Origin of the sequence: Tenacibaculum ovolyticum DSM 18103 (assembly GCF_000430545.1) — a bacterium.
Taxonomy (GTDB): Bacteria; Bacteroidota; Bacteroidia; order Flavobacteriales; family Flavobacteriaceae; genus Polaribacter; species Polaribacter ovolyticus.
This window is the reverse complement of sequence record NZ_KE387164.1, coordinates 340,703-366,768: the sequence shown is the minus strand read 5'-3', so window position 1 is coordinate 366,768 and position 26,066 is coordinate 340,703. Positions and strand designations below refer to the sequence as shown.

The following is a 26,066-nucleotide window of genomic DNA, read 5'->3' as shown; positions in this document are numbered from 1 at the left end:
ATTCCTGTTGAATTTGTTCCAGTTGTCGTTGTTGTTACTGTTCCTGCTCCTTGACATCGTGTACTAGTTGCTGGACTAAATGCTGCAATGGTGACTGTTGGGGTTACTGTTACTACATGCGTCGTAGTTGCAGGACCGTTACATCCTGCGGCACTTGCTGTAATTGTTGTTGTTCCACTCCATCCTGCAACATACGTTACTTCTCCAGTTGATCCGTTGATACTGTTTCCGCCTGTTAAAGAAGCGGCATCTAAACTATAAGTGATTCCGGTTGAATTTGTTCCAGTTGTTGTTGTAGTTACCGTTCCTGCTCCTTGACATCGTGTACTAGTCGTTGGACTAAATGCTGCAATCGTTACTGTTGGTGTTACTGTTAAAGTAACCTCGCTAGAAGTAACACTTTGACAAGTATTTATTGTACTTGTTAATATTAACCTATATTTATTTGTAGAAGCACTTATAAGTGGATTCGTTAATGTTAATACTGCTGTAGTTGCGTTACTATATACTCCTCCATTACTTACCGTATTCCAAGCTCCAGTTCCTCCTACTTGTTCTTCCCACTCATATATTAACCCAGTAGTTGTTCCTGTACTACCACTATAATTTGGAGTAGTACCTGGAGCAGCCCCCATAAATGTAGTTGTACTTAGTGAAGAAGCTACAGTCGTAAATGTAGCATTACCTCCTATACATATAGTACTGCTTAACGGCTCTGTGTCAATTTGTATTTTAGTTGCCACAATTTCGTTTCCTGTTACTCCATTATAACTAGTTCCTAAAATTGCGCCTCCAGTTGTTACTTGACCTGATACATTAAATCCATTTCCATCTAATACTCCATCTGAATTAGTATCTACTCCTCCTGATTCTACAACATCATTACACCCATCATTATCAGAGTCTAAGTCTAAATAATCTGGTGCCAGATCACTATCTGAATCTATAGAACATGAAACTACAGAACTTCTGACCCATAAACTTAACGATTCAGTAGCCCCTATATTACCTACATCATTTCTAACCCTAACTGAACCTATAGAAGGGATCCAATGAACTGTAAACGTATTCCCGCAAGGATGAAAAATGTTTGCGGCTAAAGTAGTTCCTGAAGATGTTGTACAGTTTGCATTTGCCTTTAAATACTCCTCTTGTGTTCCTGTCCAACTGTCATTCAGACCATTGTCAGCAACTCCTCCATGTAATGTTTGCCCAGCCACTAACCTTGTTAATAAGGTAGTATTAGGAGTTCTTACATCAATTTCTTCTGTAGATGATGAAAACCTAATCTCATTCGCATCTGTCAACTCAGCTAAAATTATATTACTCAACAAACCTCGTGTACTATTTGTTAAACTAGTTGATTGTGGTAAACTTCCTGAACCATTACCATAATCTAAAGCTACACGAACATAACCATCTTTATTTACATAGGTTGAAAACGTTTGTCCGTTAAGGTTAAAATAGTATATACCTGCTACCGCAACACTCCTTGCAGCACCTAAACTTGTAAATGGGTTTAAAGAAGTACCCTTACAAACACCCTCATTTATATCCAAAATCCCATCATTATCAGAATCAAGATCATCAATACCTGCTAAATTATCACCATCAAAATCGATGAGAATGGTTTCTGTAGGATCATCGACTGTATTGTTTGAGTCAACTTGATCTTGTGTATTTGTAATCGTATTTATTAAATAATGTTCTCTAATGTCATTATTTACAGTTGCTATTATTGTTAATGTATGTTTTTCTCCAGAATTAATGGTACCTATCGTCCAATTTGGTGATAACCAAGATCCAGCTGTCGATGTTCCACTGATCAATGTTAAACCAGGAGGAAGAACATCATTAATTACTAAATTTGTTACGGGGTCAATTCCTTTACTTTCTGCTGTAATGGTAAAAGTAACAGTATCACCTATGCCATAACTTGTTGCATCAGCTATTTTTGTTAGAACAATATCTGGACTACAATCATATACTGCAACAGGGTCTGAATTAAAAGAACAGGTTCCTTGTGTTACTTCTACATACAATTCAGCAAAAGTAACATATGATGGAGGTGTATATGACGATGATGTTGCTCCAGGAACCGCAACCCCGTCCATATACCATTGATAACCATCAAAAGCCCCTGTCATTTCCTCTACCGTTCCACTAGGTAAACATCCTCCTCCTGTAATTTGTACATCCACTATTGGTGCGGTGTCAAATCCTGAAAAATACCCTGCAATACCTGCACTTCCACTAGCTCCTAGAAAACCAACAGAAATAGGCCCTGTTGAATTTACAGATACATTTCCTGTTAATCCTGAGACAAAGAAAGTCTTCCAATCAGAACTCCCTGCTACGGCAGAAGATGCTGGCAATGTTACTGAACCAGTGCCGTCAGTTACTGTAATGTTACCATCCGGCGTACTTGTTGATGCAATTATAGTAATACCTCCTGTAAAATTTAATCCCGCAACATTTCGTATGTCTGGAATATTATCCAAAACCTTTGGCATTAAACAATTTACTGGTGCAATAAAATTCAACCCACCTGTAGCTTCTGAAGAAGAACCAGCCAAAGCTTGGTAGGCATAGGCTCTATTAGAAGTTGTAACATACATATTACCTCCAGCTGCAGAAGTCGAATAATTTGATCCTGGAATATCAAAATACTCCCCATTATTTAATGTTACTATTGATGTTGCTGATCCATTAACATAAACCTCTGTATTATCTTGAATGGCGATAATAATAGGTCTTTCCATATCATCTACTCCATTACCTCTTACAAATACATATTCACTACCTACAATATCTTCTGGAACAGCCTGGTCAATTCCTGCATCTCTAGATCCAGAACCTGCTTTTACCATATTTAAAAGCCCACCATTACTCACTACAATATCCTTATTTGATGTAATACTAGCTCCTAGCCAACCATCTAAATTTGCTGTAGCTTGACCCAGTATAGCTTCTAATACATAAGACTCACCCGCATCTAGATTTATATTAATTGTAGGAGTTGTTATTCCTGCAGCATTCGTTCCTTGTCTAAAAACACAACTAGGATTATATCCTGAAATAGTTATATCGGTATTTGCTTCTGTAGCCATTATTCCTAAAGTAGCCGATTGAGAAGCTGTGTTTGTAGAACGTAAAGGTATTCCTCCCCATTTAAACTTAGTACCAAGCGCACTTCTTCCTTTAGAAGTTAATGAAGCTGCTTGAGCTGTATGACGACCTCTATAATTTACATAAAACTTTTTAGCTCCTGTTGTTGACTCAAATCTAAGTCCACTATTGGTTAAAACATTTCCAGTATTTGCATTTGTTACCAATGTTATATTGTTATCCCCATTGGCTACATTGTATGTCAATGGATTTGTTTTTGACAAACCCGTTAGAGTAGCAATAGCAGTTCCATTTGTTCCTTGATAAACTTTTACATCGAATGCTGTTGTTTCAGGTGTTGACAGATAGAATCGTTGCTGAATAATTGCATTGTTATTGGAATATTGTTTTAGTGGAGGTAGATAATGTAAGTCACTTAATTGCGCTTGCGTTTTGAAAGTTGACAGAAAAAAAACAAATAAACTTACTAAAAAATAAAAAAAATTTATTTTTAGGTTTTCTAATAATAATCTCATGTATAGTACTTTTGAAGGGGTGTAGTTTAAAAACTACATTTTTATTTTGAACTTAGAATTCAAATGTCAATTTTCAGTAGAAAAATATAAACCAAAATGACCAAAGCATAAGACATATACTATTTTAACTTATCCTTACAATAAGGAATTAAGATGACATCTACATAAAAACAAACTAGTTAAACTCTGATAACAAACTTACTAAAAAAAACAATAATAACTTTAACATTTATTTAACCGCACGGTACTAGGTTAAAAGACATAGAAAACAACTAAAATCTTATAAGATCATTATCATAAAATATCTTCTCGCAAAACCTATTCTATTGAACAGTTATTACATCAATAATTTAATAAATATCTATAATATTTCTATTTTAGCTAAAAGGCGTAAAGGTCGTCAATAACGAATATCAATAAATAGCGAGGTGGGTTTGGAAACCTAATTGATAAGGAAGAGTAATATTAGTGCATTCCAATAAATTCACAACTTGATTGCAAATTTACAGGAGTATTAATAATAATTTACAAAACAGGTTATATACCTCTTTCTTTTTTTATTTGCTCGTAAGCAGCTTGAATTTTCTGAAACTTTTCTTTTGCTCCTTTTTTATGCTCTTCACCTAACCCTTCTAATTTATCTGGATGGTATTTTTTTGCCATTTTCCTATATCCTTTTTTTAACTGATCATTAGTGGCTGATTTTGTTATCTCTAAAATTTTATAAGCACTATCTGATTCATCATAAAACATTGCTTTTATTGATGAATAATCATGATTATTGATATACAAATAATTAGCAATTTTTCTTATTTCTGTCTCTTCTGACGCTGTTACTTCATCATCTGCTTTTGCAATTCCGAATAAAAAATGCAACAATTGTAAACGTGAAGAATGTGACATGTGCTGACGAATTTGTAAACAAACCTCACGTGTTGATATTTGTTTTTTTATAATTCCGTTAAACAACTTAAAAGCATTATTAGCACGCTCTTTACCATACATTTTAACAAAATGCATACGTACATAATCCAATTCTCGTTGATCAACTTTTCCATCTGCTTTAATAACTACTGATGCTAAAATTAATAATGTTATTTCAAAATCCCCAGAAGTAGCTCTTCCTCTTTGTTGAGGCCTAGGTTGCCTTTCGTAATCTTGCTGTTCTTGCGTAAAATCTTCTACAGATACGCCATCAATAAAGCTACCTACAGCAAAACCTATAATAGCCCCTATTGGACCTCCCATTGTAAATCCAGCTCCGGCTCCGAGCCATTTTGCAAATTTTCCCATTTTTTAATTTTAAAGATGCAAAGATAGTATTAACTCTTTATAAAAAAACCTCATTTCTTTTGGCTTGATTCTTGCTTTTAAATGAAGTATATTTGTATAAACAATTTTAACAATAAAAATATGTACCCAGAAGAATTAGTAAAACCGATGCGTGATCAATTAATCGATGCTGGTTTTGATGCTTTATATACTGCTGAAGATGTTGATAACGCTTTAGCAAAAGAAGGAACAACTTTAGTAATGGTAAATTCTGTTTGTGGTTGTGCCGCTGGTACTGCTAGACCTGGAGCTATTGCTTCTTTAGGAGCTGATAAAACTCCTACAAATTTAACAACTGTTTTTGCTGGTGTTGAAAAAGAATCTACATCAAGAGCAAGAGAACACATGATTCCTTTTCCGGCATCATCTCCTGCAATTGCTTTATTTAAAGATGGTAATTTAGTTCACATGTTAGAACGTCATCATATTGAAGGGCATTCAGCTCAAGCTATTGCTCAGAATTTAGCAGGAGCTTATGATGAATTTTGTTCATAAACTCATTAGTATAAATAAAAAAACCAGCAAATTTGCTGGTTTTTTTATTTATACTTTTTTAATAACACTGGTAACAATTCCCCAAATAATAAAATTATTTTCTTCCGTAATTTTAATTATCGGATAATCTGGATTCTCAGGTTGTAACCAAACCTCATCCTTTTCTACTCTTAATCTTTTTACAGTAAATTCTCCATCTAAAAAACAAACAGCAATCTTATTGTTTTCTGGCGAAATACTTCTATCAATTACTAATAAATCATTATCATCTAGTCCTGCACCGATCATAGATTGCCCACTCACTTTCGCAAAAAAAGTAGCTTCTTTATTTCGTATCAATTCTTCATCTAACGATATACGTGTTTCTCTAAAATCATCAGCTGGCGATGGAAATCCTGCAGAAATACCTATATCCTTAAAAATTGTACCTTCAGTTTTACTCATTTCTTTAGGCGAAAAAAAAGTTAACCCTTTTGATGTATTCATTGTTTATTTTACGCTTATTATATCATTAATATTTGTGGTATACTTTGGCGACAATCGTTCTTGACGCATTTTCCAGGTACGTTGTAAATCTTGACTTGCTAATTTAACCTTATCTGATTTAAAAGTCTTATTTAATTTATCAATTACTAACATTAATGGTTTATGCTTTGGATTTTCTTTTTCAAACATATTAATTTGATAATTATCCGATGGTACCAAACCTGTAACAATAACACCTGCTCTTTTATATTTTATTCCTTTTTTAAAAATAGTACGCACCGCTTCTACAGCACTTTTACTTATTGTTAATGTTGAATCTGTTGGGTACGAAAACACAACTGTTTTACTAATACTGTGTTGCTCACTGTCTTTTTTATGACGATCACTACGCAACATAACAATAACCATATGACAGCTTGAATTTTGCTTTCGTAATTTCTCTGCACAACTTACTGCAAACGTAGCTATTCTTTCTTTTATATTATCAATATCTGAAAAAGTATATTCAAAACTTCGTGTAGTTGCAATTGCTTTTTTAGTTGTTGGTTCATCTAGTAATATTTTAGATTCACCTTCTAAATCTTTCTTCAATTTCCAAATAGTAATCGATAATTTTTTTCGAACCCATTCGTCATTTAATTGTGTAAAATCATACGCTTTTACACAACCTTTTCCTTTTAATGTTTTTTGCAACCTACTACCAATACCCCAAACATTTTCAATAGAAGTCCATTTTAATGCTTTTATTCTTTTTTCATCAGAATCAATAACATAAACACCTTTTGTTTCTTCCGGAAATTTACGTGCAATTTTATTTGCTACCTTACTTAATGCTTTAGTTGGCGCAATACCAACGCAGGTAGGAATCCCTGTCCATTGTAAAACCCTATTTCTTATTTGAGTACTGTATTGTTCTAAATCATACTTCTCAAACCCTTTTAGTTCTAAAAAGGCTTCATCAATAGAATACACTTCAATATCTGGTGAAAACTGTTCGAGTATTTTCATTACGCGTGTACTCATATCTCCATACAACGGGTAATTAGAAGATAATACTGTAATATTATTATTTTTACAAAACTGTTCCCATTTAAAAATTGGCGCACCAAACGGAAGCTCAATATCTTTAGCTTCATCACTCATAGCAATAACACAACCATCATTGTTACTTAAAATAGCTACTGGCTTCCCTTGTAAACCAGGGTTAAAGACGCGTTCACAAGAAGCATAAAAGTTATTACAATCAACAAGAGCATACATGTTGGTAAAGGTAACTAATATTCAAAAAAAAAATGTAGTCAACTTTCCTTATTTTTGCTACATGATTAAGAAGTTAAAGATTGACGGAATTGATAAAATTATTATCAAAAGATTGGTAAAAGATGCGCGTACGCCCATTTTAAGTATTGCTCGTGAGGTAGGAATTTCAGGAGCTGCAATACATCAGCGTTTACGAAAGTTAGACGCTTCTGATTTAATTGATGGTTATAAAATGACATTAAACCCTAAAGCTTTGGGTTATAATACGACCGCTTTTGTAGGTGTTTTTTTAGATTCTTCTAGTTTATATTCATCTGCAATAAAAAGATTAAAAGAAATACCTGAAATTGTTGAGAGCCATTACACCACTGGTAACTATGCTATTTTCATTAAGATACTCTGTAAAAACAATGAAGATTTAATGCATTTGTTAAACAAAGATATTCAAAACATAAAAGGAGTTTCGAGAACCGAAACTTTTATATCTTTAGACCAACAAATAGATCGACAAATAAAAATTTAAAATACTGAATGAACGAATTTATTTTTTACTTTAAAATGGGCTTATTTCATGTACTTGATATTAGAGCTTATGACCACATTTTATTTTTAATAGTACTTGCCGTTGTATATTTATTTAAACAATGGACAAAAGTATTATGGCTTATCACTTTATTTACCATCGGACACTCGATAACCTTAGCGTTATCTGCTTACGGAATTTTAAATATCAATAGCAAACTAATAGAATTTTTAATTCCTGCAACCATTTTTATTACAGGGTTAATGAATGTATTAACTGCCAAAAAAGCATCTGTTGGAAAAGAAAATCAGAATTTGTTTTTTGCGTTGTTTTTCGGACTAATTCACGGACTTGGTTTTTCAAATTATTTTAAAATAATGATTGGAAAAACTTCTGATAAACTAATACCTTTAATAGAGTTTGCAGTTGGTGTAGAAGCTGCTCAAATTATTATTGTTTTAATAATTTTATTAGTTGGTACATTAGTACAATCAATATTTGGTGTAAATCGTCGCGATTGGATTTTGATAGTATCTTCTATTGTTATCGGTTTTGCTTTTCAAATGATGATAAACCGCGTTTTTTGGTAAAAATTTAACGGCACACCTTTTTTAATCTAAGTATCTTAGCATATCACATAATTTTTAATTTTGAGTAAAAAACAATTAAAATACGATAAAGCCTATTTAAAAATGGCGCAAGAATGGGGGAAATTATCTCATTGTAAACGTAAACAAGTTGGCGCCATAATCGTTAAAGACCGTATGATTATTTCTGATGGTTATAACGGTACGCCTTCAGGATTTGAAAACTATTGTGAAGATGACGAAGGGTATACAAAATGGTATGTTTTACATGCTGAAGCGAATGCTATTTTAAAAGTAGCTGCCTCTACGCAATCTTGCAAAGGAGCTACTTTATATATATCTCTTTCTCCTTGCCAACAATGCAGTAAACTTATACATCAAGCAGGAATAAAACGTATTGTGTATGCCGAAGCATATAAAGATTCTTCTGGTGTCGATTTTTTAAAAAAAGCTGGTGTCGAACTGACTCATTTACCATATGAACAAAAATAATTTACCTATATATTTATCAATTGCTGTTGTTTTCGGTATTCTTATCGGAACTTTTTTTAGTAATGGAAATTCAACTAATTTCATTGGAAAAAACTCATCTAATGAAAAAAAAATAAAACGTTTAATCGACTATATACAAAGTGATTATGTTGACAACGTAAATACTGATGAGTTATTAGATGGAGCTATTACTGAAATGCTTGGTAAATTAGATCCTCACTCTGTGTATATTCCTAAAGAAAATCTTCAATTAATTACCGAAAACATGCAAGGTAATTTTGTAGGTATTGGGGTACAGTTTCGTATGATAGGTGATACCATTACTGTTATTTCTCCGATTAAAGGAGGCCCAAGTATTAAAGTAGGTATTAAAGCTGGTGATAGAATTTTATTGGCAAATAAAGATACATTGTACGGTAAAAAGTTACAAACTCCCAAAATAATGGCAGCCTTAAAAGGAAAGCCTAACACAAAAGTTGATGTTCAAATTTACAGAAAAACGAATGATAGTCTTTTTAATGTAACTATAAACAGAGACAAAGTAAATATTAAAAGTGTTGATGTAGCTTACATGTTAAATGATAGTGTTGGTTATATAAAACTAAATCGTTTTGCTCGTAATTCTTACCGAGAGTTCAAAACCTCTTTAGATGCTCTTAAAGAAAACCAAATGACAGATCTAGTACTTGACCTTCGTGGAAATGGTGGTGGTTTTATTGACATTGCTAATAGTATTGTTGATGAGTTTTTAGAAGATGATAAGCTAATTGTATTTACAAAAAACAATAAAGGAGATATTAACAAATCATTTGCTACTGATAAAGGTGATTTTGAAAAAGGCGGTTTATATGTTTTAATCGATGAAAACTCTGCTTCTGCATCAGAAATTGTAGCAGGTGCCTTACAAGATAATGATAAAGGAATTATTATTGGTCGTCGTTCTTTTGGTAAAGGTTTAGTGCAGCAAGAAATGGATTTAGGTGATGGATCAGCAGTTCGTTTAACAACTGCACGTTACTACACTCCTACTGGTAGATCTATACAAAAATCGTACAAAAAAGGAGTTTCTGACGCCGATAAAAATAATTATACTCAAGACATACAACGTAGGTTACTTAATGGAGAATTACATAGTAAAGACAGTATAAAAACAATTGATAGTTTAAAATTTACAACACCTAAAGGAAAAATTGTTTATGGTGGAGGAGGAATAATCCCTGATTACTTTGTTGGTGTTGACACCTCTTCTTACCTACCAACAATATTTTTTAGGCCCTTAAATAATTTTGCTTTTAATTACGTTGATACGAATCGTAAGAAACTCAATTATACAACAGTTGATGAGTTTATTAAGAATTTTGACAAAAACAATGAAATTAGCACTACGTTTTTATCAAAATTAAAAGAATACAAACTTTCATCAAAGATAAAAAAACAACTTAAGCGAAATTTAAAAACACTAATTGCAAGAGAACTTTTTAGTGACGAAGGTTTATATAAAGTAAATCAATCTGATGATAAAATGCTTCAAAAGGTATTTGAGTTAGAAAAAAAACAATAGTTTTTCTTTAAAATTCACAACGTCTTTATTTAAGCTCATTGCAAATAATTTTTCATATAAATAAAGTTTAAGACCAAAAACTACATTCCGTTTTCAAGGTTTTTTTCTTTATACATTTCAGCTATGGTTAAATTTTCGGGACATGATTTTATTTTTTCTAACACATCTCCTGTTTTAACGAAACCTATTTGTAAAACCTTAAAATAAATACCACTTTTCGACACTCTTAAAAACTGACGTACAACTTTTCTAGAGTTAAATTTCATCGCTAATTTATGACAAGGTTCTCTAGGCTTCGTTACTTCTAAAATAACTTCTCCTACCTTATAAGTATCTCCTACATGAATTTCCGTTTCCTCTAATTCATCAATTGTTAAGTTTTCACCAAACATACCTAAATGCCACTTTAAGTTAGGATACAACTCCTTCCAATATTCATAATGCTTTAATGAATATCCATATACCGCTTGATCAATCCCTCCATGAGAATCATTATTACAAACAGCATCACCCTCTACCTTTTCAGTATCTAAAAAAATAGGTTCATCAACCGGATATTTAAAAATACCTGTAGTTATCTTCTCTCCTTTCCAATCAACCTCCTTACGTTCTCCTACACATGTTGCTATAATTTTCATCTAATCTTATTTTTATTTAAAAATACGTTTTTTATATATTTAAAACACTTATACCTATTTCAAATACGTTTTTTACTAATTTACAATACCTCATGGAGTTTGCGTCTAAAGAAAAACCTTTACATATTATATTTACATCAGCTAAGGTATAATAAAGGGTATATTTTCAGCTAAAAAGTATTAAGTATAACATATTGGGGAATATTTACTTAATCAGAATACTAAAAAAAGGTAGTTATAAGATATAATCCATAAAGGGGAGATTCTATTTTATATCCTACCTTTTTTTATTTGAAATAAACTCATAATTACTTATATTTAAAAAACAATACGCTTATATCTTTTTTTAATACACTTATACCTGAATTTGCTTACTTTAAGGAAATACTATATTAAAAACCCATGTGTAGGCATATTTTTGAGATGTTAAAAAAAATTAAGGGTTACTATTTTTTTTCGACTAAAAGATAAGTTAAAAAAAGCGGTAATTAACAGAACTAGATTCGGGGGGATTTACTATGTTTTTTTATCGTTTTTTATCTAAAAATAGTATTATTTTTTATAAACTGATTTTTAAAACGTTCACTAAACGATATTTTATGATTGTTTTCTAAAATCAATAAATTATCTTCAAAATAAATTTCTTTAATCTTTTTTAAATTCACTAAATAATTTCGGTGAGTTTGTGTAAACTCTGTATCACCAAGTAGTTCTTTAACTTTTGTTAACGATAGTTTTATTAAATAATCGCCTTCATTACATACAAGCCTACAATACTTCTCTTTAACTTCAACATAAATAATAGATGCTGTATCTACCTTCATGATGCTTCGTTTCTTTTTTATGAATAAAAACGACGGACTTACAATTCCGTTTTTATCACTTAAACTAATACTACTCGATTGTTCGTGAAATTTCTCTAAAGCTAGCTCTAAAGAATACAATAGCTCTAGTTTGTTAAATGGTTTTAATAAATAAGTATATGGTTTCGTAAGTTTAGCCTCATTAAACACCGCTTTACTTTGCATACTTGTTAAAAATAGAAAAGGAGCTTCAATATTTTCTTTATTCAAACGATGTGCTAACGAAATCCCCTCAGGGCTGCCGTTAATCATAATATCTAAAAGAATGATATCAAAAAATCGATTTTTTATTTCTTTTTCAGCCTCTGAAGCATTTTTAACACGGATAACTTCGTACTTATTATCTTCTAAAAACTCAATGATTTCTGTAGCTTCTTCATCTAAATCTTCTAAAAGTAACAATCGTAAGTTATTCATTGGGGCTAAATATTTATAATGTTCGTTTTTACGAAGATACTTATTTGGTCATAATTCTCAGCAAAAACATTATAGTTTGTCTTTACAGGGCTAAATAATGAAGCAACTCTACTATTCAGTAATTTATAATAAAAAAGTATTCTTTTGTTTATCAAAACAACAAATACACTCGTCATTACGAGAAGGAACGACGAAGTAATCTCAACATTTAGAACGCGAAAGCAAACAGATTGCTTTTAAACGATTAAATAACCTTCCATATATTTTGATAAACACACTGTCATTTCGAGTGAATCTTACGATTGAAATGAGTAAGATTTGTATCGAGAACAACTTTTACTGCATAAATTAGTTCTCGATATAATTTTTATTCCGTTTCTCTACATAAAAATCACTCGAACTGACAGCTCGTTGCTCTTTTCGTTTTAGATTTAGATATAAGGTTATCTTGAGAAAACAGATTGCTTCGTGCCTCGCAATGACGGACAGTTAACAAGTAATTAAAAAAAGGCATAAAAAAATACGAGTAGTTTTTACACCACTCGTATTATAATAAAATTAAGCTAAAGGTAACAATATAACCGCTGTGGTACTTGCTCCTTCTTCGCTTTTAAAGAATAATGTTCCGTTGTTTTTCTTAATTAGTGTTTGACATAGTAGTAAACCTAATCCGATTCCTTTAGATCGGTCTATCTTATCAATAGACAAATCTTTTAAAGCATTTATTTTTTGAAGTTTTTCTTCAGATATTCCAATACCTGAATCTTTAATTTCAATACGTGCTTGAGTTTCTGAATACTTTTCTGTTTTCACAGAGATACTTCCAGAACCATCCATGTATTTTATCGAATTATCAATTAAATTCCGAATTACGATTTTCAACGATTCTTTATCTGTAAGCACAATAACATCACTATCTAAATTACTAGCAATTGAAATAGCTTTTGCCTCCGCTAAATTTTCATAATCGAACAACACCTGTTCTATAACAGGTTGCAGCGCATGTTCTTCTTCAGAGAAATTTAACATATTACTTTGCTCTAACGACCAGTGCAATACATTATTTAATAAATGACTCGTACTTTCGGTAACTGCAATAGCCGATTTCGTAGCTTCTTTAATTGCAGGCAAATCATTATTAGCAATATGTTTTGCTAATTTTTGATGCTGCCTTTTTATACTATTTATAGGCGAACGTAAATCGTGCGACACCACCGAAAACAAATAATTCTTAGTGTTATTAGCCACATTTAAAGCCTCTTTTTGCTCGGTAATAAGCCTATTTTTACTTTGTAATTTCCTATAAAAAAAAGCCAAACCTCCTAAGAAAACTAACAAACCAGAAGCACCGAAAAGTAATCCTTTTTGGACTACTTTTTGACGCTTTATTTGCTCATTTTGCACTACTATTTCTTGTTGTTTTTGTGCAACTGCTATTTTCTTATCCTTTTCAGTCAATTGCCAAATACGGTCTCTACTCCAAATAGAATCTTTCCATTTAATAAATTCTCTATAATACCCTACACTTTCTTTATAGCGTTTTCTATTACGCTCGACTACCGCCATATTTTGAGCTGAATTCTGTTTTAACTTTATACTTGAAAAAATTTTTGCCAATTCATAACTCTCTATAAATAAAGGTATAGCCTTATCGTCCATATATTGTCCATAATAGACATTAGCCAAATCCATTTTTACCGTTACTAGCTCTAAAGTATCTTTTTTATTAATTAGACTTAGTTCTTTATTAAAATATTGCTTTGCTTTATCATACTTCTTTAAATGTATATAACTTAAACCTAAATTATGATATCCATCTTTTTTGAATCTTAAATCAGAATCATTATACCCCTCCCATCTTTTATAATGATAAATAGCCTTATTATATTTTTTCAAATTTATATAAATTCGACCTAGTTTAAATTCCTTTAAAACATAATAATTATTGTTTGAAATGGAAGATATACTTTCCAAAGCTTTTCTATATAATCCTTTTTTGATAGCTGAAGAACCTTGTATATATTTTAAAATATCTTTTTCATCTTGATACTTCGTAGAAGACAAAGCTTTTTGACTTAAAACATAACTAGAATCATACTCTTTCTGAAAGAAAAAGTATGAAGCTTTTCTAAATAAATCATTTTCACTTCTTATATTACTAATACTGTCTATTTTAAATCTCAAACTTCCAATTTGGGATTGAGAGAACATTATAGTATTTACAAATATAAAACACAAATATAATTTTTTACTCCCCATCTCTAGGTGTAGTTACAGTACCCCTGTCAGTTTCAGGATCTTCATCATCATCTCTTAATAAGACAGCATCTGCAGAACTTCCATCATTTATTTGATACGTAAACTGCACATAATACAAATCGTATTCTGTAGCCTCTTCTTCACAATTAAATTCTACACGAAAATCTCTGCATTGAATAGTAATTGTGTTACCCTCTTTATTCAATACATTAACATCGGTAATACCATAATAGTCTAAGTAAATTAAATCCTCTTTTAAAGCTAAACCAGTTGTATTTTCTACTTGATTTAATGTGTTGCTTGGTAAGTAAGCTAATACAGTTAGCGTATATGGTGTATTATTACCTCCTTCTACGTCAGAAATATTTACCAATGGTCCTGAAGGTTTGTTTGCAGCAGGAATATTTGTGTCAAATTCTAAAAACTGCACTAAATTTAATGTTACTCCATTAATCGTTGTACTCATGTTGTTTATTTATTGGTTAGGGTTTAAATCTACAATAAAAAATGAATTTAACTAAACTCTTATGTTAGAAAAATACTAAAAAGAACACTTTATTATTCAAATTGTCAACTACAAAAACGTCAGTTCACTATGCTACAGTTGATTAATATATTCACAACATTAAACAGATTGCTTCACTTTGTTCGCAATGACGCTTTTTGAATAAGATTGCTTTGTACCTCGCAATGAAGTTGTTATAAATCATTGCTCTACCTTGTAATAATACTTACACTAAAAAATTATTTAAAACATCAGCAATTTTACGGTTATCGGATAATTGTGGAATTTTATTTTGTCCACCAAACTTCCCTATCGATTTCATATACTCATGAAAGCCTCCTTTTTTAACGCTTCTAATAATTAACGGTTGTAATATTTTACCTGTAATTAAATCGAAATAGTATACGTTTTGACTTTGCATAGACGCATCTATTTTAGCCGCTAACTCTTCTAAGTTATCAGGTTCATTTTCAAACTCTATAAACCATTCATGATATGGTAATCCGCTTTCTGGATTTACCTGTGGTGCTACTGTAAATTCACTTACATTTATAGAAGTTCCTACAATGGCATCATTTAATGCTTTTTCTACTTCTTTACCAATAACATGCTCACCAAAAGCTGAAATAAAATGTTTAATACGTCCTGTTACTTTTATTCTGTAAGGTTTTAACGAGGTAAACTCTACTGTATCTCCAATATTATATCCCCAAAGACCTGCCGAAGTATTTAAGATGATTGCATAATTAATACCTAATTGCACATCTTTTAAAGAAATACGTGTTGGGTTTTCATCAAAAAATTCTGTTGCAGGAATAAACTCATAAAAAATACCTGAGTTTAATTGCAATAGCATTCCTTTTTCCGTTTGCGAATCTTGATAAGCAATAAACCCTTCAGAAGCAGGATACAACTCAACATAATCAATCTTTTTACCTATTAAAGTTTCAAACTTATTTTTATACGGTTCAAAATTCACACCTCCGTATACAAAGAAATTAAAGTTCGGAAAAATCTCCGAAATTGTTTTTCCTGTTTTATCAATCAATTTTTCAAAATACATTTGCACCCAAGACGGAATTCCGCTAATTACAGACATATCTTCATTAATGGTTTCTTCAACTACTTTATTCACCTTGGTATCCCAATCTTCAATACAATTGGTTTCCCAACTTGGTAAACGGTTTTTTAATAAGTAATTTGGTACATAATGCGCAGCAATACCGCTTAATCGTCCTAATTTTACGCCGTTCACCTCTTCTAAAACAGGGCTTCCTTGTAAAAAAATCATTTTTCCATTTACAAAACTAGCATCATTTGTTTCTGCCACATAAAATAACAAGGCATTACGTGCTGCTTTTATATGTGTAGGCATAGATTCTTTAGTTATGGGAATATATTTTGCCCCAGAGGTAGTTCCTGAAGTTTTTGCAAAATACAAAGGTTTTCCTTTCCACAATACATTCTCTTCACCTGCAACCATTCTATCTACATAGGTACGCAACCCTTCATAATCGTTTACAGGTACGCGTTTTTTAAAGTCTTCGTAATTATTTATAGATATAAAATCGTGATCTTTTCCAAAAGCTGTTTTACAGCCTTCAGTTACCAAATACTGAAATACTTTTTTTTGTGTTTCATGAGGCTTATTTGCCCATTTATAAACTCTTTTTCGTACTTGTTTAGCAAAGGGAATTGCCAATTTAGATTTGATACTCATTTTAAAATATTTAGATGTAAGAAACGACATCAGTTTGCAAAAAACAAATAATGTGCTATACTTTCTTCTCTTTTAATTACTGGAAATCTATATAATCTGTCGGATTTACTGGAAATCCATTATTCCATAATTCGAAATGTAAATGTGCACCTGTAGTTAGTTCTCCTGTTGAACCTACACTAGCTATGGCTTCACCCGACTTTACAACATCACCTTGTTGTTTTAATAAGCTTCCGTTATGTTTATATACCGAAATAAACTTATTAGGGTGCTGTATTGTTATTACATAACCTGTTTCAGCTGTCCACTCTGCTAAAATAACTGTTCCGTCAGCAATCGCTTTTACTGGAGTTCCTGTTTTTGCAACAATATCGAGCGCGTAGTGTTTATCGTTCATATTAAACGCTTGCGATACAGTACCTGTTAATGGCGAAAAAAACACAATTTTAGCTCTACCTGCTGCTCCTTCAGACAAAGGAAAACGATCTTTACCTTCAATTTTAGCTCTAAATAATGAATCTTGTTTAGATGCTTGCAATTTACTTTCGTTAAAAGTAAGGTTTTGAGCTTCGATTTTTATTGAGTCTATTTTTTCAGATCTAATTTCTCCTGTTAAGACAGGTTTTAGTGCTTTCGTATAACGCTCTATAACTGCCAAGCGAGTTTTTAAAGAATCAGCTTCATATACTAATCGAGTGGCTTTCTTTTTTAATGATGTAGAAGCATAGCCTGGTATATATTCTCTTAAACCAGTAAATGCAATTAATAATGATGTTAATGCAATTAGCACTACTGAGAATACACCTCCAAAAACAAATACATTTAAACGTGATAATTTTAAAGAAAACTTTTCTTGAAAAGTATCTTCATTTAAAATTACCAATCGATATTTATCAATCAGTTTTTGCTTAAGCTTTCGCTTTTTATGAGTTTTAGTCACGTTAATACAGGTTTGGGATTCAAATATACAACGAAAAAACTTCGAAACTATTTTTTATACAAATTACACTTTGTGTTGAATTACTTACTATAAATCAAACAAATACGACATAGATAAATTAAATGAGTTCGTATTCTTCAAATTTGTTTCTCCTTTTAATGCAGTTGGAAAGTTAATTATATACCCTAATTCAAAATCAAAATTACCAACATTACACTGTAATGGTAAATGTAATTGCGTATTAATAAGTCCAAAATCGTTGTTCTTTATATATCTTGTAACTTGTTGATTTCTAAAAGTAAATGTTTGCGCTAATTGAATTGTTTGTTGTGCTATAACTATATTTAATTGTGGTCGCAATTTTAAATGATATTTTTTAGTTTTAATTAAATTTAAAACACCATAAGTTGAAGACATTAATTGAAATGAAGTGTCGTCTCCAAATAAATATGTTGTTACTATTTCGGTTCCTAATGTTTTCTTTTTATTATCTATTTCTACCTCTAGAGAAATACTGTTTTTAAATGGATTTTCTTCTGATATATCTGTATAAAAATATCTTATATAAGAGGTAGACCAACTATATTTTCCATTCTTACCAAAATTTTTACCGTATCCAATTGTTAAAGCAGTATAATCCCATTCGGGTGAAAACTGATCATAATAAACCCCGCTTAGCCCACCAAATAAACCATTAGAATGTAAATATGTTAATTGTGGACTAACATTAAACTGTGCTGTTCCTATATCTCTTCCTGAAAAATATGACTTGTTATTATAATCTAATGAAACATGTATAAACTGAAATTTCGTAGCCGATTTAAGAAATTCGTCGTCATCTTCTCTTCCTAAAATAGCATCTATTATTTCGTTTTCTTCTATTGAGTCATTTTCATCATTTGCTTTAGGTTCATTTTGACCATAACAATTTAAAAAACTGAGTAATAAAAAGAAAAGTACAACCGTTTTTTTCATATATCTTATAAAAACACAAAATAGTGCTTGAGAGATCTCAAGCACTATAATCAATTAATAAAAAAGAAGAAGTTATTTCTTTTTATCTTCTTTGTAATCTATTTCGCATATTTTTTTTAATCCTTTTTTTCGAATTACCTCTTTTAGATTTAAACCGTTTTTTTAGCTGCTGTTTCTGAGATTTAGTTAACGTGCTTCTAAATTTAATTTTAGCTTGCTTAACACTTAAACTATTTTGAGTTAATAGTTTTTTCTGAGTTTTTGTTAATGTTTTTTTCAGCGCCTGTTGTCTTTCTAATTTTGTTAGCGCTTTATTTCTTAACAAAACGGTTTGTTCAGAAGTAAGAGATTCTTTAAAAGAGGTTCTATTCTTTTTTATTAACTCTTTTTGTGCCTTTAACAACTGTTTTTGTTCTAGAGAAAGTTGTAAGCTTTCTATTGTATTTTGTGCTACAGTATTAGAAATCCCCAGTAAAAGAGTAAATATAATTGCTGATATAATTTGTAACGGTTTCATTTGTTTATTATAATTAAATACTATTCTTTAGACCCCAATTTGTTTAAAAAGTTTTAATTTTATTCTGAAAAAAAATCGTCTGTTAACAATTCTTCATTTACATAATTTTCTAACAATTGATCTACATCTGAATCTTCAATCACCAAAGATGCAATTAGAATATCATCATCTATTTCATTTGTATTCATTAAAGGGCTATAAACTGTTAGTATAAACAGCAATGCAACAACTGCTACTGCAGACCAAGCATACATGTTTTTATACAAAGGAATTACTTTACTCTTTTTTTCAAACACAGTTTTATCTAAAACTGCTTGTTTTGATTTAGAAAAGTATCCTTCAGGAATATTTAACCCAAGGTCTGATTTATGCTTTTTTTCGGTATTCACATCAAAAGTATTTCGGATGTTAAAGTTATTGTTTTGTGAGTTCATAACAAACTATGCTTTAATTTTTTCTACATACGCTACTGTAGTAATATTTTTTTCTATATGTTTTACTGCTCCATAATAATGTGTTTTCGCAGTTCCTTCTTTTATATTTAAAATATCTGAAATTTCTCTAAATTTAAGATTGTCATAATATTTCATATCAAACACTTTCTTTTGTTTATCAGACAATTGCCCCAATACTTTTTGCAATTTTAATTGTGCTTCATCTCCATCAAAAAACACATCTCCTTTTAAATCTCCTAGAAACTTATCGCCAACATCTTCTAATGATGAAAAAGTTTTTCGCTTCTCTTTTTCTATAAATCGCATCGATTCATTGTAAGCAATTTTATACATCCATGTGTGCAAAGAGCTTTCTTGTTTAAATTTTGGTAAACTTTTAAAAACTCTAACTAATGTATTTTGTAGTACATCATCAGCATTCTCATGAGTTCCAACTAACTTTCTTATATGCCAATATAATCGCTCTTGATACAAATCTAATAGTTTAGAAAAGGCTCGCTCTTTATCTTTTTTACTCGTTAATTGACTTATAAAGTTGGCTTCGTTCATTTGTTCTTATTGATCTTGCCTATGTTAGACCCTGAAAGTTAAAAAAAGTTTAGTTCTTTTTTACTTTTTTTATTTATTAGGATAATACGCATAAAAAAAACCAGCCAAAAAGCTGGTTTTTAATCTTCAATAAAATACTATTTCTTCTTCTTATTTAATTTTAAAGTAATTTCTTTACTAACACCATTAACATCTGTTATAGTTGCAACATTATCACAAGTTCCATCACCAAAATTTAAAGTAACCTCTGTACCGTCTTTAGCTATTTCAATAACGCCACTTACAATATACCTACAAGCCCACTCTCTTATTAAATTCGTTGTGATTGTAGCTGTTTTTACAACGCCATTTTTATCAATAGACTCCCAATTTCCTGAAATTGAATAAACATCGTCTCCTCTATCATCTGTGTCAGCCCCAGCAATCTTCTCTTTTACTTTTGTTCCTTTTTTTATAATTTCATCACCAGATTCTAAGGTAATTGTTATATCTACATTAAAAGTAGCTTGTGGGTTTCCATTTAAGTTTTCCTTTATTTTCACAATAGATTTACCGCCTTCAATCGTATTTCCTTCTACCATAAAGTTTTCGAAACTTAGCGTTTTAGAAAAATTATCATCCGTTTTAACATACTCGATAATTATTTTCCCCGCAAATTCTTTTCCTCGTCTTCCAATACAACCGTCTCCAAAATCTAATGTTACAATTTTTCCATTTGCAGTGTCTTCTGATGTTCTTTGAACACAACTTGGGTGGTTACTTACAACAGTTGTACCTTTACTTTCAAGATTATTCTCTGTACTGTCATCTTCTACTACAGCATCTATTTCTGCCGAAATATCATCAGCCAAAACAACATTTAAAACTTCTTCTATTGATACTTCGTCTAAACTTACAGTATCGTTAGATTCACAAGATGCGAATACTAATAAACCAATAATAAAAAGGCTACTTATTTTTTTTTGTACAATTCTTAAAGTCATAATTACTAATTTTTAAAGTTAATCAGTTCTTTGACCTTAGTTTTTTAAAAAAGTTTTAAAATAATTATTTTTTGTAGAAATTCATAGTATCTATATATTCCCAAACTTTAGTAGATAATAAAGGTTTAATATTCTTCTGAGTTTTAATCCCCCTACGAATCATAGTTGATGACACTTGCACTATAGGTGCAGCCACCCTGTGAATTTTCGCATGTTCTTTAAATTGGTTCTCTACAATTCCGTCAGAAATCCTCGGGTACACATATACCTTATAATCATCTAAAATTGCTTCATAATTTCGCCATTTATGAAAGCTCTTTAAATTATCTTCACCCATAATTAAGTTAAAATTATAATCTGGGTGTTTTTCTGAAATATGTGCTAATGTATTTATGGTATAATTAGGTTGTGGTAAATTAAATTCTATATCAGATGGTTTTATTTTTTCGTATTCTTTGGTTGCTAAATACACCATTTCTAAACGATGATGGTTATCTAACAAAGAACTTTTCTTTTTAAACGGATTATGTGGCGTAACAACCATCCAAATCTCATCTAAATCAGAATTTTCAACCATCTCGTTGGCTATAATTAAATGCCCAATATGAATAGGATTAAAAGTTCCGAAATACAATCCAATATTTTTCATAAACTGCTTTAAAACAATTGTTTTTATTCTTGTGTTACCGTTTTATTTAAGTCTAAAAAACTATCTACCAAATCTTCTGCTTCTTGTAAAGCAACGGCTAAATCATAATTTTTTATAATTTTATCAAACTGAGGTGCCGTAGCTAATTCTACTGATGCCTTAGCAATGCGCATATTTATTTTGTCTTCGCTCTCTGTACTTCTTTTCTTTAAACGAATTTTAAGTTCATCGATACTTGGTGGTTTTACAAAAACAGCTAATGTTTCTGTTGGGAATTTCTTTTTTATACGTAAACCTCCAGCGACATCGATATCAAAAATAACGTGTTTTCCTAAAGCCCAAATACGTTCAACCTCTGTTTTTAAAGTTCCGTAAAAATTATCACGATATACTTCTTCCCACTCTAAGAATTCATCGCCTTTAATTTTATTTTTAAAATCTTTTGTAGATATAAAATAATAATCTTCTCCGTTAACCTCAACACCTCTTGCTTCTCTTGAAGTTGCAGATATTGAAAACTCTAAATTAAATCTTTCTTGTTTTAATAAATGACGAACAATTGTTGTTTTTCCTGATCCTGACGGTGCTGAAAACACAAATAATTTTCCTTTAAAATCTTTAGACATCTTATAAAATGTTTAAAATTTGTTCTTTAATTTTTTCTAATTCGTCTTTCATCTGAATTACTATCTTTTGCATTGGCGCAAAATTAGCTTTAGACCCAGTAGTGTTAACCTCTCTACCTATTTCTTGAACAATAAATCCTAATTTTTTCCCATTAGAATCTTCAGTAGCTAATTGTTCTAAAAAGTATATTAAGTGGTTTTCTAAACGAACTTTTTCTTCGTTTATATCTAACTTTTCTAAATAGTAAATTAATTCTTGCTCGAAACGATTTTCATCAATTTCAACTTTTAAATCTGTTAAAGCCTTTTGTAAACGAACTTTTACATTTTCTATTCGATCTCCGTCTAATTTCTTAACTTCTTCTAATGCTGACTGAATATTTGCTATTCTTAATTTAAAATCATCTTCTAATGACTTAGCTTCATCAACTCTATATGTAATAATTTCTTTTAAAGCTTCATCGATATGAGTATCAATCTGAGCCCATTCCGTTTCATCTAATTCTTCACGTTCAGTTTTTAACGCATCTGGCATTTTTATTGCCATTTTTAACAATTCCACATCGTTATCAGAACCTGTAAACAATGTATTTTTTAATTGCTGAATGTATTCTAATACAACATTTTTATTAACTTTTGTTGAAGTTTCTTCTGCTGTCATTTCTATCCAAATAGAAAAGTCAATCTTTCCTCTTACCAAATTACTAGCTAGTTTTTTTCTAACTGCTAATTCTTTTTCTTTATAATAAGATGGAATTCTAGTATTTAAGTCTAAATTTTTACTATTAAGCGACTTAATTTCAATGGTTACTTTCTTAGAAGGTAAATGTAATACGGATTTTCCATAACCCGTCATAGATTGTATCATATCATCAATTTAATGAAGCGCAAAGATACATTTATTTATTTTTACTAACCACTTGTTTTGTAACCAAAAAGACTCCTAAAAAGATTAAAAGTGTTGCTACTATTTTTACTGTATTTAAAGTATCGCTTCCTACAATTAAAGCATAAATTGATGCAATAACTGGTTGTAAATAAATAAAGACACTAACTGTAGTTGGTTTTAATTTTGACAATGCAAACAGGTTAAATAAATAAGTTAAGCAAGTTGTAAATAAAACAACAAAACCTACTTTTAAATATATTGAGGTTGGCATTAAATACCATTGAACTTCAGTAAGCTCTAAAAAACCAAAAGGCAGCACAAATAACAACCCAAATAAATACAACCATTTTACAAATACTATTGGATTGTATTTTGCGATTAGTTTTTTTACCTGAACTAAATACATTGCGTAGGATGCAGCATTAATAAAAACTAAAAAATTCCCTAGCATCATATTTTTAGCATCCGCATCAGATGAACTACCATAAACTATTAAAATAATTGCACCTATTAAACCGATAATGATTCCTATTATTTTTCGTAATACCAATCGTTCTTTTAAAAGTACGCTTGCAAATATTAAAACCAATATTGGTGCTGTAACCATCATTACCGAGGCACTAATTGGTGTGGTATAACTCAATCCTTTAAAAAAAGTGAGCATGTTTAACCCTACCCCAAAGAATGCAGCCATTACAATTTTTTTATAATCTGATTTTTCTATTGGTTTTGCCTTTACAAAAAGACCTAATAACCAAAAAACAATCGCAGCTCCTCCTACACGAAGTACTATAAAAGCAAATGGTTTAATATACATTGGCATTACTTCTTTTGCTACCGTAAAAGTAACTCCGTAAATAAGTGTCGCAATAGATACTGCTATTAATGCCAACGTTCTTTGATTCATTTTTACTTTTATATTTAAAAATGCAAAGATGAAAAATATTATGCTCCTTTTTTAACTAAACATATGTTTAAAACACATGAATAAATGCTGTTAAACCAGTTTTTGTTTGAAATCACTGTTAAATAAAATGATGATTTTTTTCTTTATATGAATAATAAAACTAAAGAATAGCCTTAGCTATGGTTTCTTTTTATTCTGAAATAGAAAGGAAAAAGGGGCGATTTATTACGGTTATTTTAAATTAGAAATGGTATTAATTTTCCCATAAAAAAAGCACTGCTAATGCAGTGCTATATACTTTGATTGTAATAATCTGTTATGATTAATCCATTAAAGGTGGTACTCTTAATAATTGACCAGGATAAATTTTATCAGGATGTGATAACATTGGCTTGTTTGCTTCAAAAATTACAGTATACTTCATCGCATCACCATAAAATTCTTTTGCTATTTTACCTAAAGTATCACCGCTTACTACCGAATGAAATTGTGCCATTGCTGCAACTTCAATTTCTTCTACCTCAGCAACAGTCATATTATCTTCTACAGATGCAATACCTTCTGTGTTACCTACAACTAAAACAACTTTTTCTTTTGTTGCTAAATCTGAAGCCTCACCTGTAACAGTTGCTTTATCATCATCAATTGATACTGATAAATTTTCAACAGTTAATTCTAAACTATTTACAGCATCTACTAATTTTGCAGATTTTTCTGTAGCTTCTTCTTCAGTTGTTTTTCCGATACCAAATACTTTGGCTCCAGCATTTTTAATAAATGAAAAAATTCCCATTCTTTTTTGATTTTTTTAATTAATAATTTACTCTCTACTAGACCAAGATACAATTTTTATACCATTTTTTATTATTCTATAAAATGATTTTTTTTAAAACGTTATTTCAAACCCAACAATCGGTGCAGAAATATTTTCTCCTGCTATTTGATGATGATGGTATCCTATAAAGAAAGATTTGTTTTTAAAATGATATTTTAATTGCGATTTAAAAACACCTATATCACTCTTATTAACAAAACTTTCTTTCCATGATATATGAATACTAATTGGCTTAAAAGGATATATCTCTGTACCCAAACCATAAGTAAACCCCAACTTATTAACTTCGTTTCCTACATGCGTAACTCCTAAACCCCACCAAAGCGAAATATTTTTTTCTCGTACTCTATGGTAATTTACCATTATAGAGCTAATATCTAAAGCATCATTTTTTGTTCTATTTTTCTCTGAAAAATGAATATAAGAAGCAGCTATTCCAATAATAGGTATCGGCTTATAAGTTGCATTAAGTTCAATTCCTTTAATTGTATTAAATAAATAGTTTGCGCCCAATTTCACCCCTTGCTTTCTTCCTGTATCTGATAACTCAGCTGCATACTCTCCTTCATTATCATAAAAATAAGGATACGGATTTAAATCTCGCTCCTCAGCTTCACCTATTGCAATACCAGCAGTACCCCAAAATAATGTTTTCGCTATAAAAGAATAAAAGCCTAAATCATCAGAGAGGTTGGAATGACTCGTTGATTTTGAGTTTGAAGAAGATGAACTTTTTACAACTCGTTTACCCGAAGCGGTTGTTTTGGTTGATTTTTGATTTATATTCTGCTTCGCCTTCTTTAATTTTCCCTGAGAAAAGGAAACAAATGGAATTAACAACAACAGTAGTAATACTTTTTTCATCGTAATTTTAGTTTGGCTACAAACATCAATCTTTATGCCTAAAATTTTAGGTGTAAAAAAAAATCACACTTAAAAAAGTGTGATTTTTTTTATCT

The 26,066-nt window shown here is 30.6% G+C and carries 26 protein-coding genes; 5 read left to right on the top strand and 21 right to left on the bottom strand.

Going from position 1 to position 26,066, the window contains the following annotated elements; all coding sequences use genetic code 11:
- Positions 1 to 3,644 (bottom strand): DUF11 domain-containing protein (locus H518_RS20915; RefSeq protein WP_155995255.1); only part of this gene is annotated, 3,644 nt, incomplete at its 3' end.
- Positions 3,645 to 4,181: 537 nt separating this feature from the next.
- On the bottom strand, positions 4,182 to 4,937 hold the full coding sequence (locus H518_RS0116350; RefSeq protein ID WP_028890069.1) for a TerB family tellurite resistance protein: 756 nt from the start codon (positions 4,935 to 4,937) through the stop codon (positions 4,182 to 4,184).
- Between the two features lie 120 nt (positions 4,938 to 5,057).
- Here H518_RS0116350 and H518_RS0116345 point away from each other — a divergent pair, with 120 nt between their 5' ends.
- Complete coding sequence (locus H518_RS0116345) at positions 5,058 to 5,471, top strand: BrxA/BrxB family bacilliredoxin (RefSeq protein ID WP_028890068.1); 414 nt, start codon at positions 5,058 to 5,060, stop codon at positions 5,469 to 5,471.
- 48 nt (positions 5,472 to 5,519) lie between these two features.
- Here the strand turns inward: H518_RS0116345 and H518_RS0116340 are convergent, their stop codons facing one another.
- The gene (locus tag H518_RS0116340) at positions 5,520 to 5,957 is read right to left on the bottom strand and encodes a LexA family protein (protein ID WP_028890067.1); all 438 of its coding nucleotides are present in this window, start codon (positions 5,955 to 5,957) and stop codon (positions 5,520 to 5,522) included.
- A 3-nt stretch (positions 5,958 to 5,960) separates the two neighbouring features.
- On the bottom strand, positions 5,961 to 7,217 hold the full coding sequence (locus H518_RS0116335) for a Y-family DNA polymerase (RefSeq protein ID WP_028890066.1): 1,257 nt from the start codon (positions 7,215 to 7,217) through the stop codon (positions 5,961 to 5,963).
- A gap of 61 nt (positions 7,218 to 7,278) precedes the next feature.
- Here H518_RS0116335 and H518_RS0116330 point away from each other — a divergent pair, with 61 nt between their 5' ends.
- From H518_RS0116330 to H518_RS0116315, 4 genes are read left to right on the top strand one after another with little or no spacing between them, the layout of a single operon-like run.
- Positions 7,279 to 7,740 (top strand): Lrp/AsnC ligand binding domain-containing protein, encoded by a 462-nt coding sequence (locus H518_RS0116330; protein WP_028890065.1) that lies wholly within the window; start codon positions 7,279 to 7,281, stop codon positions 7,738 to 7,740.
- An 8-nt stretch (positions 7,741 to 7,748) separates the two neighbouring features.
- Positions 7,749 to 8,330, top strand: a complete 582-nt coding sequence (locus H518_RS0116325; protein ID WP_028890064.1) for a HupE/UreJ family protein — start codon at positions 7,749 to 7,751, stop codon at positions 8,328 to 8,330.
- A gap of 57 nt (positions 8,331 to 8,387) precedes the next feature.
- Positions 8,388 to 8,819: a deoxycytidylate deaminase gene (locus tag H518_RS0116320; protein WP_028890063.1), complete on the top strand. Its 432-nt coding sequence runs from the start codon at positions 8,388 to 8,390 to the stop codon at positions 8,817 to 8,819.
- On the top strand, positions 8,806 to 10,380 hold the full coding sequence (locus H518_RS0116315; RefSeq protein WP_028890062.1) for a S41 family peptidase: 1,575 nt from the start codon (positions 8,806 to 8,808) through the stop codon (positions 10,378 to 10,380). Before H518_RS0116320 ends, H518_RS0116315 begins: the two co-directional genes overlap by 14 nt.
- An 80-nt stretch (positions 10,381 to 10,460) precedes the next feature.
- On the opposite strand, the gene H518_RS0116310 is transcribed toward H518_RS0116315, so the two are convergent.
- The 17 genes from H518_RS0116310 to H518_RS0116230 form a co-directional block, all read right to left on the bottom strand.
- Complete coding sequence (locus H518_RS0116310; RefSeq protein WP_028890061.1) at positions 10,461 to 11,018, bottom strand: MOSC domain-containing protein; 558 nt, start codon at positions 11,016 to 11,018, stop codon at positions 10,461 to 10,463.
- 536 nt (positions 11,019 to 11,554) lie between these two features.
- Complete coding sequence (locus tag H518_RS0116305) at positions 11,555 to 12,298, bottom strand: LytR/AlgR family response regulator transcription factor (protein WP_028890060.1); 744 nt, start codon at positions 12,296 to 12,298, stop codon at positions 11,555 to 11,557.
- Between the two features lie 558 nt (positions 12,299 to 12,856).
- Positions 12,857 to 14,482: a tetratricopeptide repeat-containing sensor histidine kinase gene (locus tag H518_RS0116300; RefSeq protein ID WP_162143118.1), complete on the bottom strand. Its 1,626-nt coding sequence runs from the start codon at positions 14,480 to 14,482 to the stop codon at positions 12,857 to 12,859.
- A gap of 64 nt (positions 14,483 to 14,546) precedes the next feature.
- Positions 14,547 to 15,023 carry a hypothetical protein gene (locus tag H518_RS0116295; protein ID WP_028890058.1) on the bottom strand — a complete coding sequence of 159 codons (477 nt, stop codon included), beginning with the start codon at positions 15,021 to 15,023 and terminating at the stop codon, positions 14,547 to 14,549.
- A gap of 265 nt (positions 15,024 to 15,288) precedes the next feature.
- Positions 15,289 to 16,782, bottom strand: coding sequence for a GH3 auxin-responsive promoter family protein (locus tag H518_RS0116290; RefSeq protein ID WP_028890057.1), 1,494 nt, complete (start codon positions 16,780 to 16,782; stop codon positions 15,289 to 15,291).
- A gap of 76 nt (positions 16,783 to 16,858) precedes the next feature.
- A complete protein-coding gene (locus tag H518_RS0116285) occupies positions 16,859 to 17,722 on the bottom strand; it encodes a M23 family metallopeptidase (RefSeq protein ID WP_028890056.1) in 864 nt (287 codons plus the stop codon).
- A gap of 87 nt (positions 17,723 to 17,809) precedes the next feature.
- Entirely contained in the window at positions 17,810 to 18,697 is an 888-nt protein-coding gene (locus H518_RS0116280) for a hypothetical protein (RefSeq protein ID WP_028890055.1), read from the bottom strand.
- An 82-nt stretch (positions 18,698 to 18,779) separates the two neighbouring features.
- The gene (locus tag H518_RS20080) at positions 18,780 to 19,214 is read right to left on the bottom strand and encodes a hypothetical protein (protein WP_051263816.1); all 435 of its coding nucleotides are present in this window, start codon (positions 19,212 to 19,214) and stop codon (positions 18,780 to 18,782) included.
- Positions 19,215 to 19,273: 59 nt separating this feature from the next.
- Entirely contained in the window at positions 19,274 to 19,648 is a 375-nt protein-coding gene (locus H518_RS0116270; RefSeq protein WP_028890054.1) for a hypothetical protein, read from the bottom strand.
- A 6-nt stretch (positions 19,649 to 19,654) separates the two neighbouring features.
- On the bottom strand, positions 19,655 to 20,218 hold the full coding sequence (locus H518_RS0116265) for an RNA polymerase sigma factor (RefSeq protein ID WP_028890053.1): 564 nt from the start codon (positions 20,216 to 20,218) through the stop codon (positions 19,655 to 19,657).
- Positions 20,219 to 20,355: 137 nt separating this feature from the next.
- The gene (locus tag H518_RS0116260) at positions 20,356 to 21,201 is read right to left on the bottom strand and encodes a hypothetical protein (protein WP_028890052.1); all 846 of its coding nucleotides are present in this window, start codon (positions 21,199 to 21,201) and stop codon (positions 20,356 to 20,358) included.
- A 64-nt stretch (positions 21,202 to 21,265) separates the two neighbouring features.
- Positions 21,266 to 21,850 (bottom strand): nicotinate (nicotinamide) nucleotide adenylyltransferase, encoded by a 585-nt coding sequence (nadD, locus tag H518_RS0116255; RefSeq protein ID WP_028890051.1) that lies wholly within the window; start codon positions 21,848 to 21,850, stop codon positions 21,266 to 21,268.
- A 23-nt stretch (positions 21,851 to 21,873) separates the two neighbouring features.
- The gene (gene gmk / locus H518_RS0116250) at positions 21,874 to 22,476 is read right to left on the bottom strand and encodes a guanylate kinase (RefSeq protein WP_028890050.1); all 603 of its coding nucleotides are present in this window, start codon (positions 22,474 to 22,476) and stop codon (positions 21,874 to 21,876) included.
- A gap of 1 nt (position 22,477) precedes the next feature.
- Positions 22,478 to 23,344, bottom strand: a complete 867-nt coding sequence (locus tag H518_RS0116245) for a YicC/YloC family endoribonuclease (RefSeq protein WP_240472529.1) — start codon at positions 23,342 to 23,344, stop codon at positions 22,478 to 22,480.
- 31 nt (positions 23,345 to 23,375) lie between these two features.
- Positions 23,376 to 24,272 (bottom strand): DMT family transporter, encoded by an 897-nt coding sequence (locus tag H518_RS0116240; RefSeq protein ID WP_028890048.1) that lies wholly within the window; start codon positions 24,270 to 24,272, stop codon positions 23,376 to 23,378.
- A gap of 322 nt (positions 24,273 to 24,594) precedes the next feature.
- Positions 24,595 to 25,065, bottom strand: coding sequence for a peptidoglycan-binding protein LysM (gene lysM, locus H518_RS0116235; protein ID WP_028890047.1), 471 nt, complete (start codon positions 25,063 to 25,065; stop codon positions 24,595 to 24,597).
- Positions 25,066 to 25,158: 93 nt separating this feature from the next.
- Positions 25,159 to 25,971 carry a hypothetical protein gene (locus tag H518_RS0116230; RefSeq protein WP_028890046.1) on the bottom strand — a complete coding sequence of 271 codons (813 nt, stop codon included), beginning with the start codon at positions 25,969 to 25,971 and terminating at the stop codon, positions 25,159 to 25,161.
- Positions 25,972 to 26,066 lie beyond the last annotated feature (95 nt).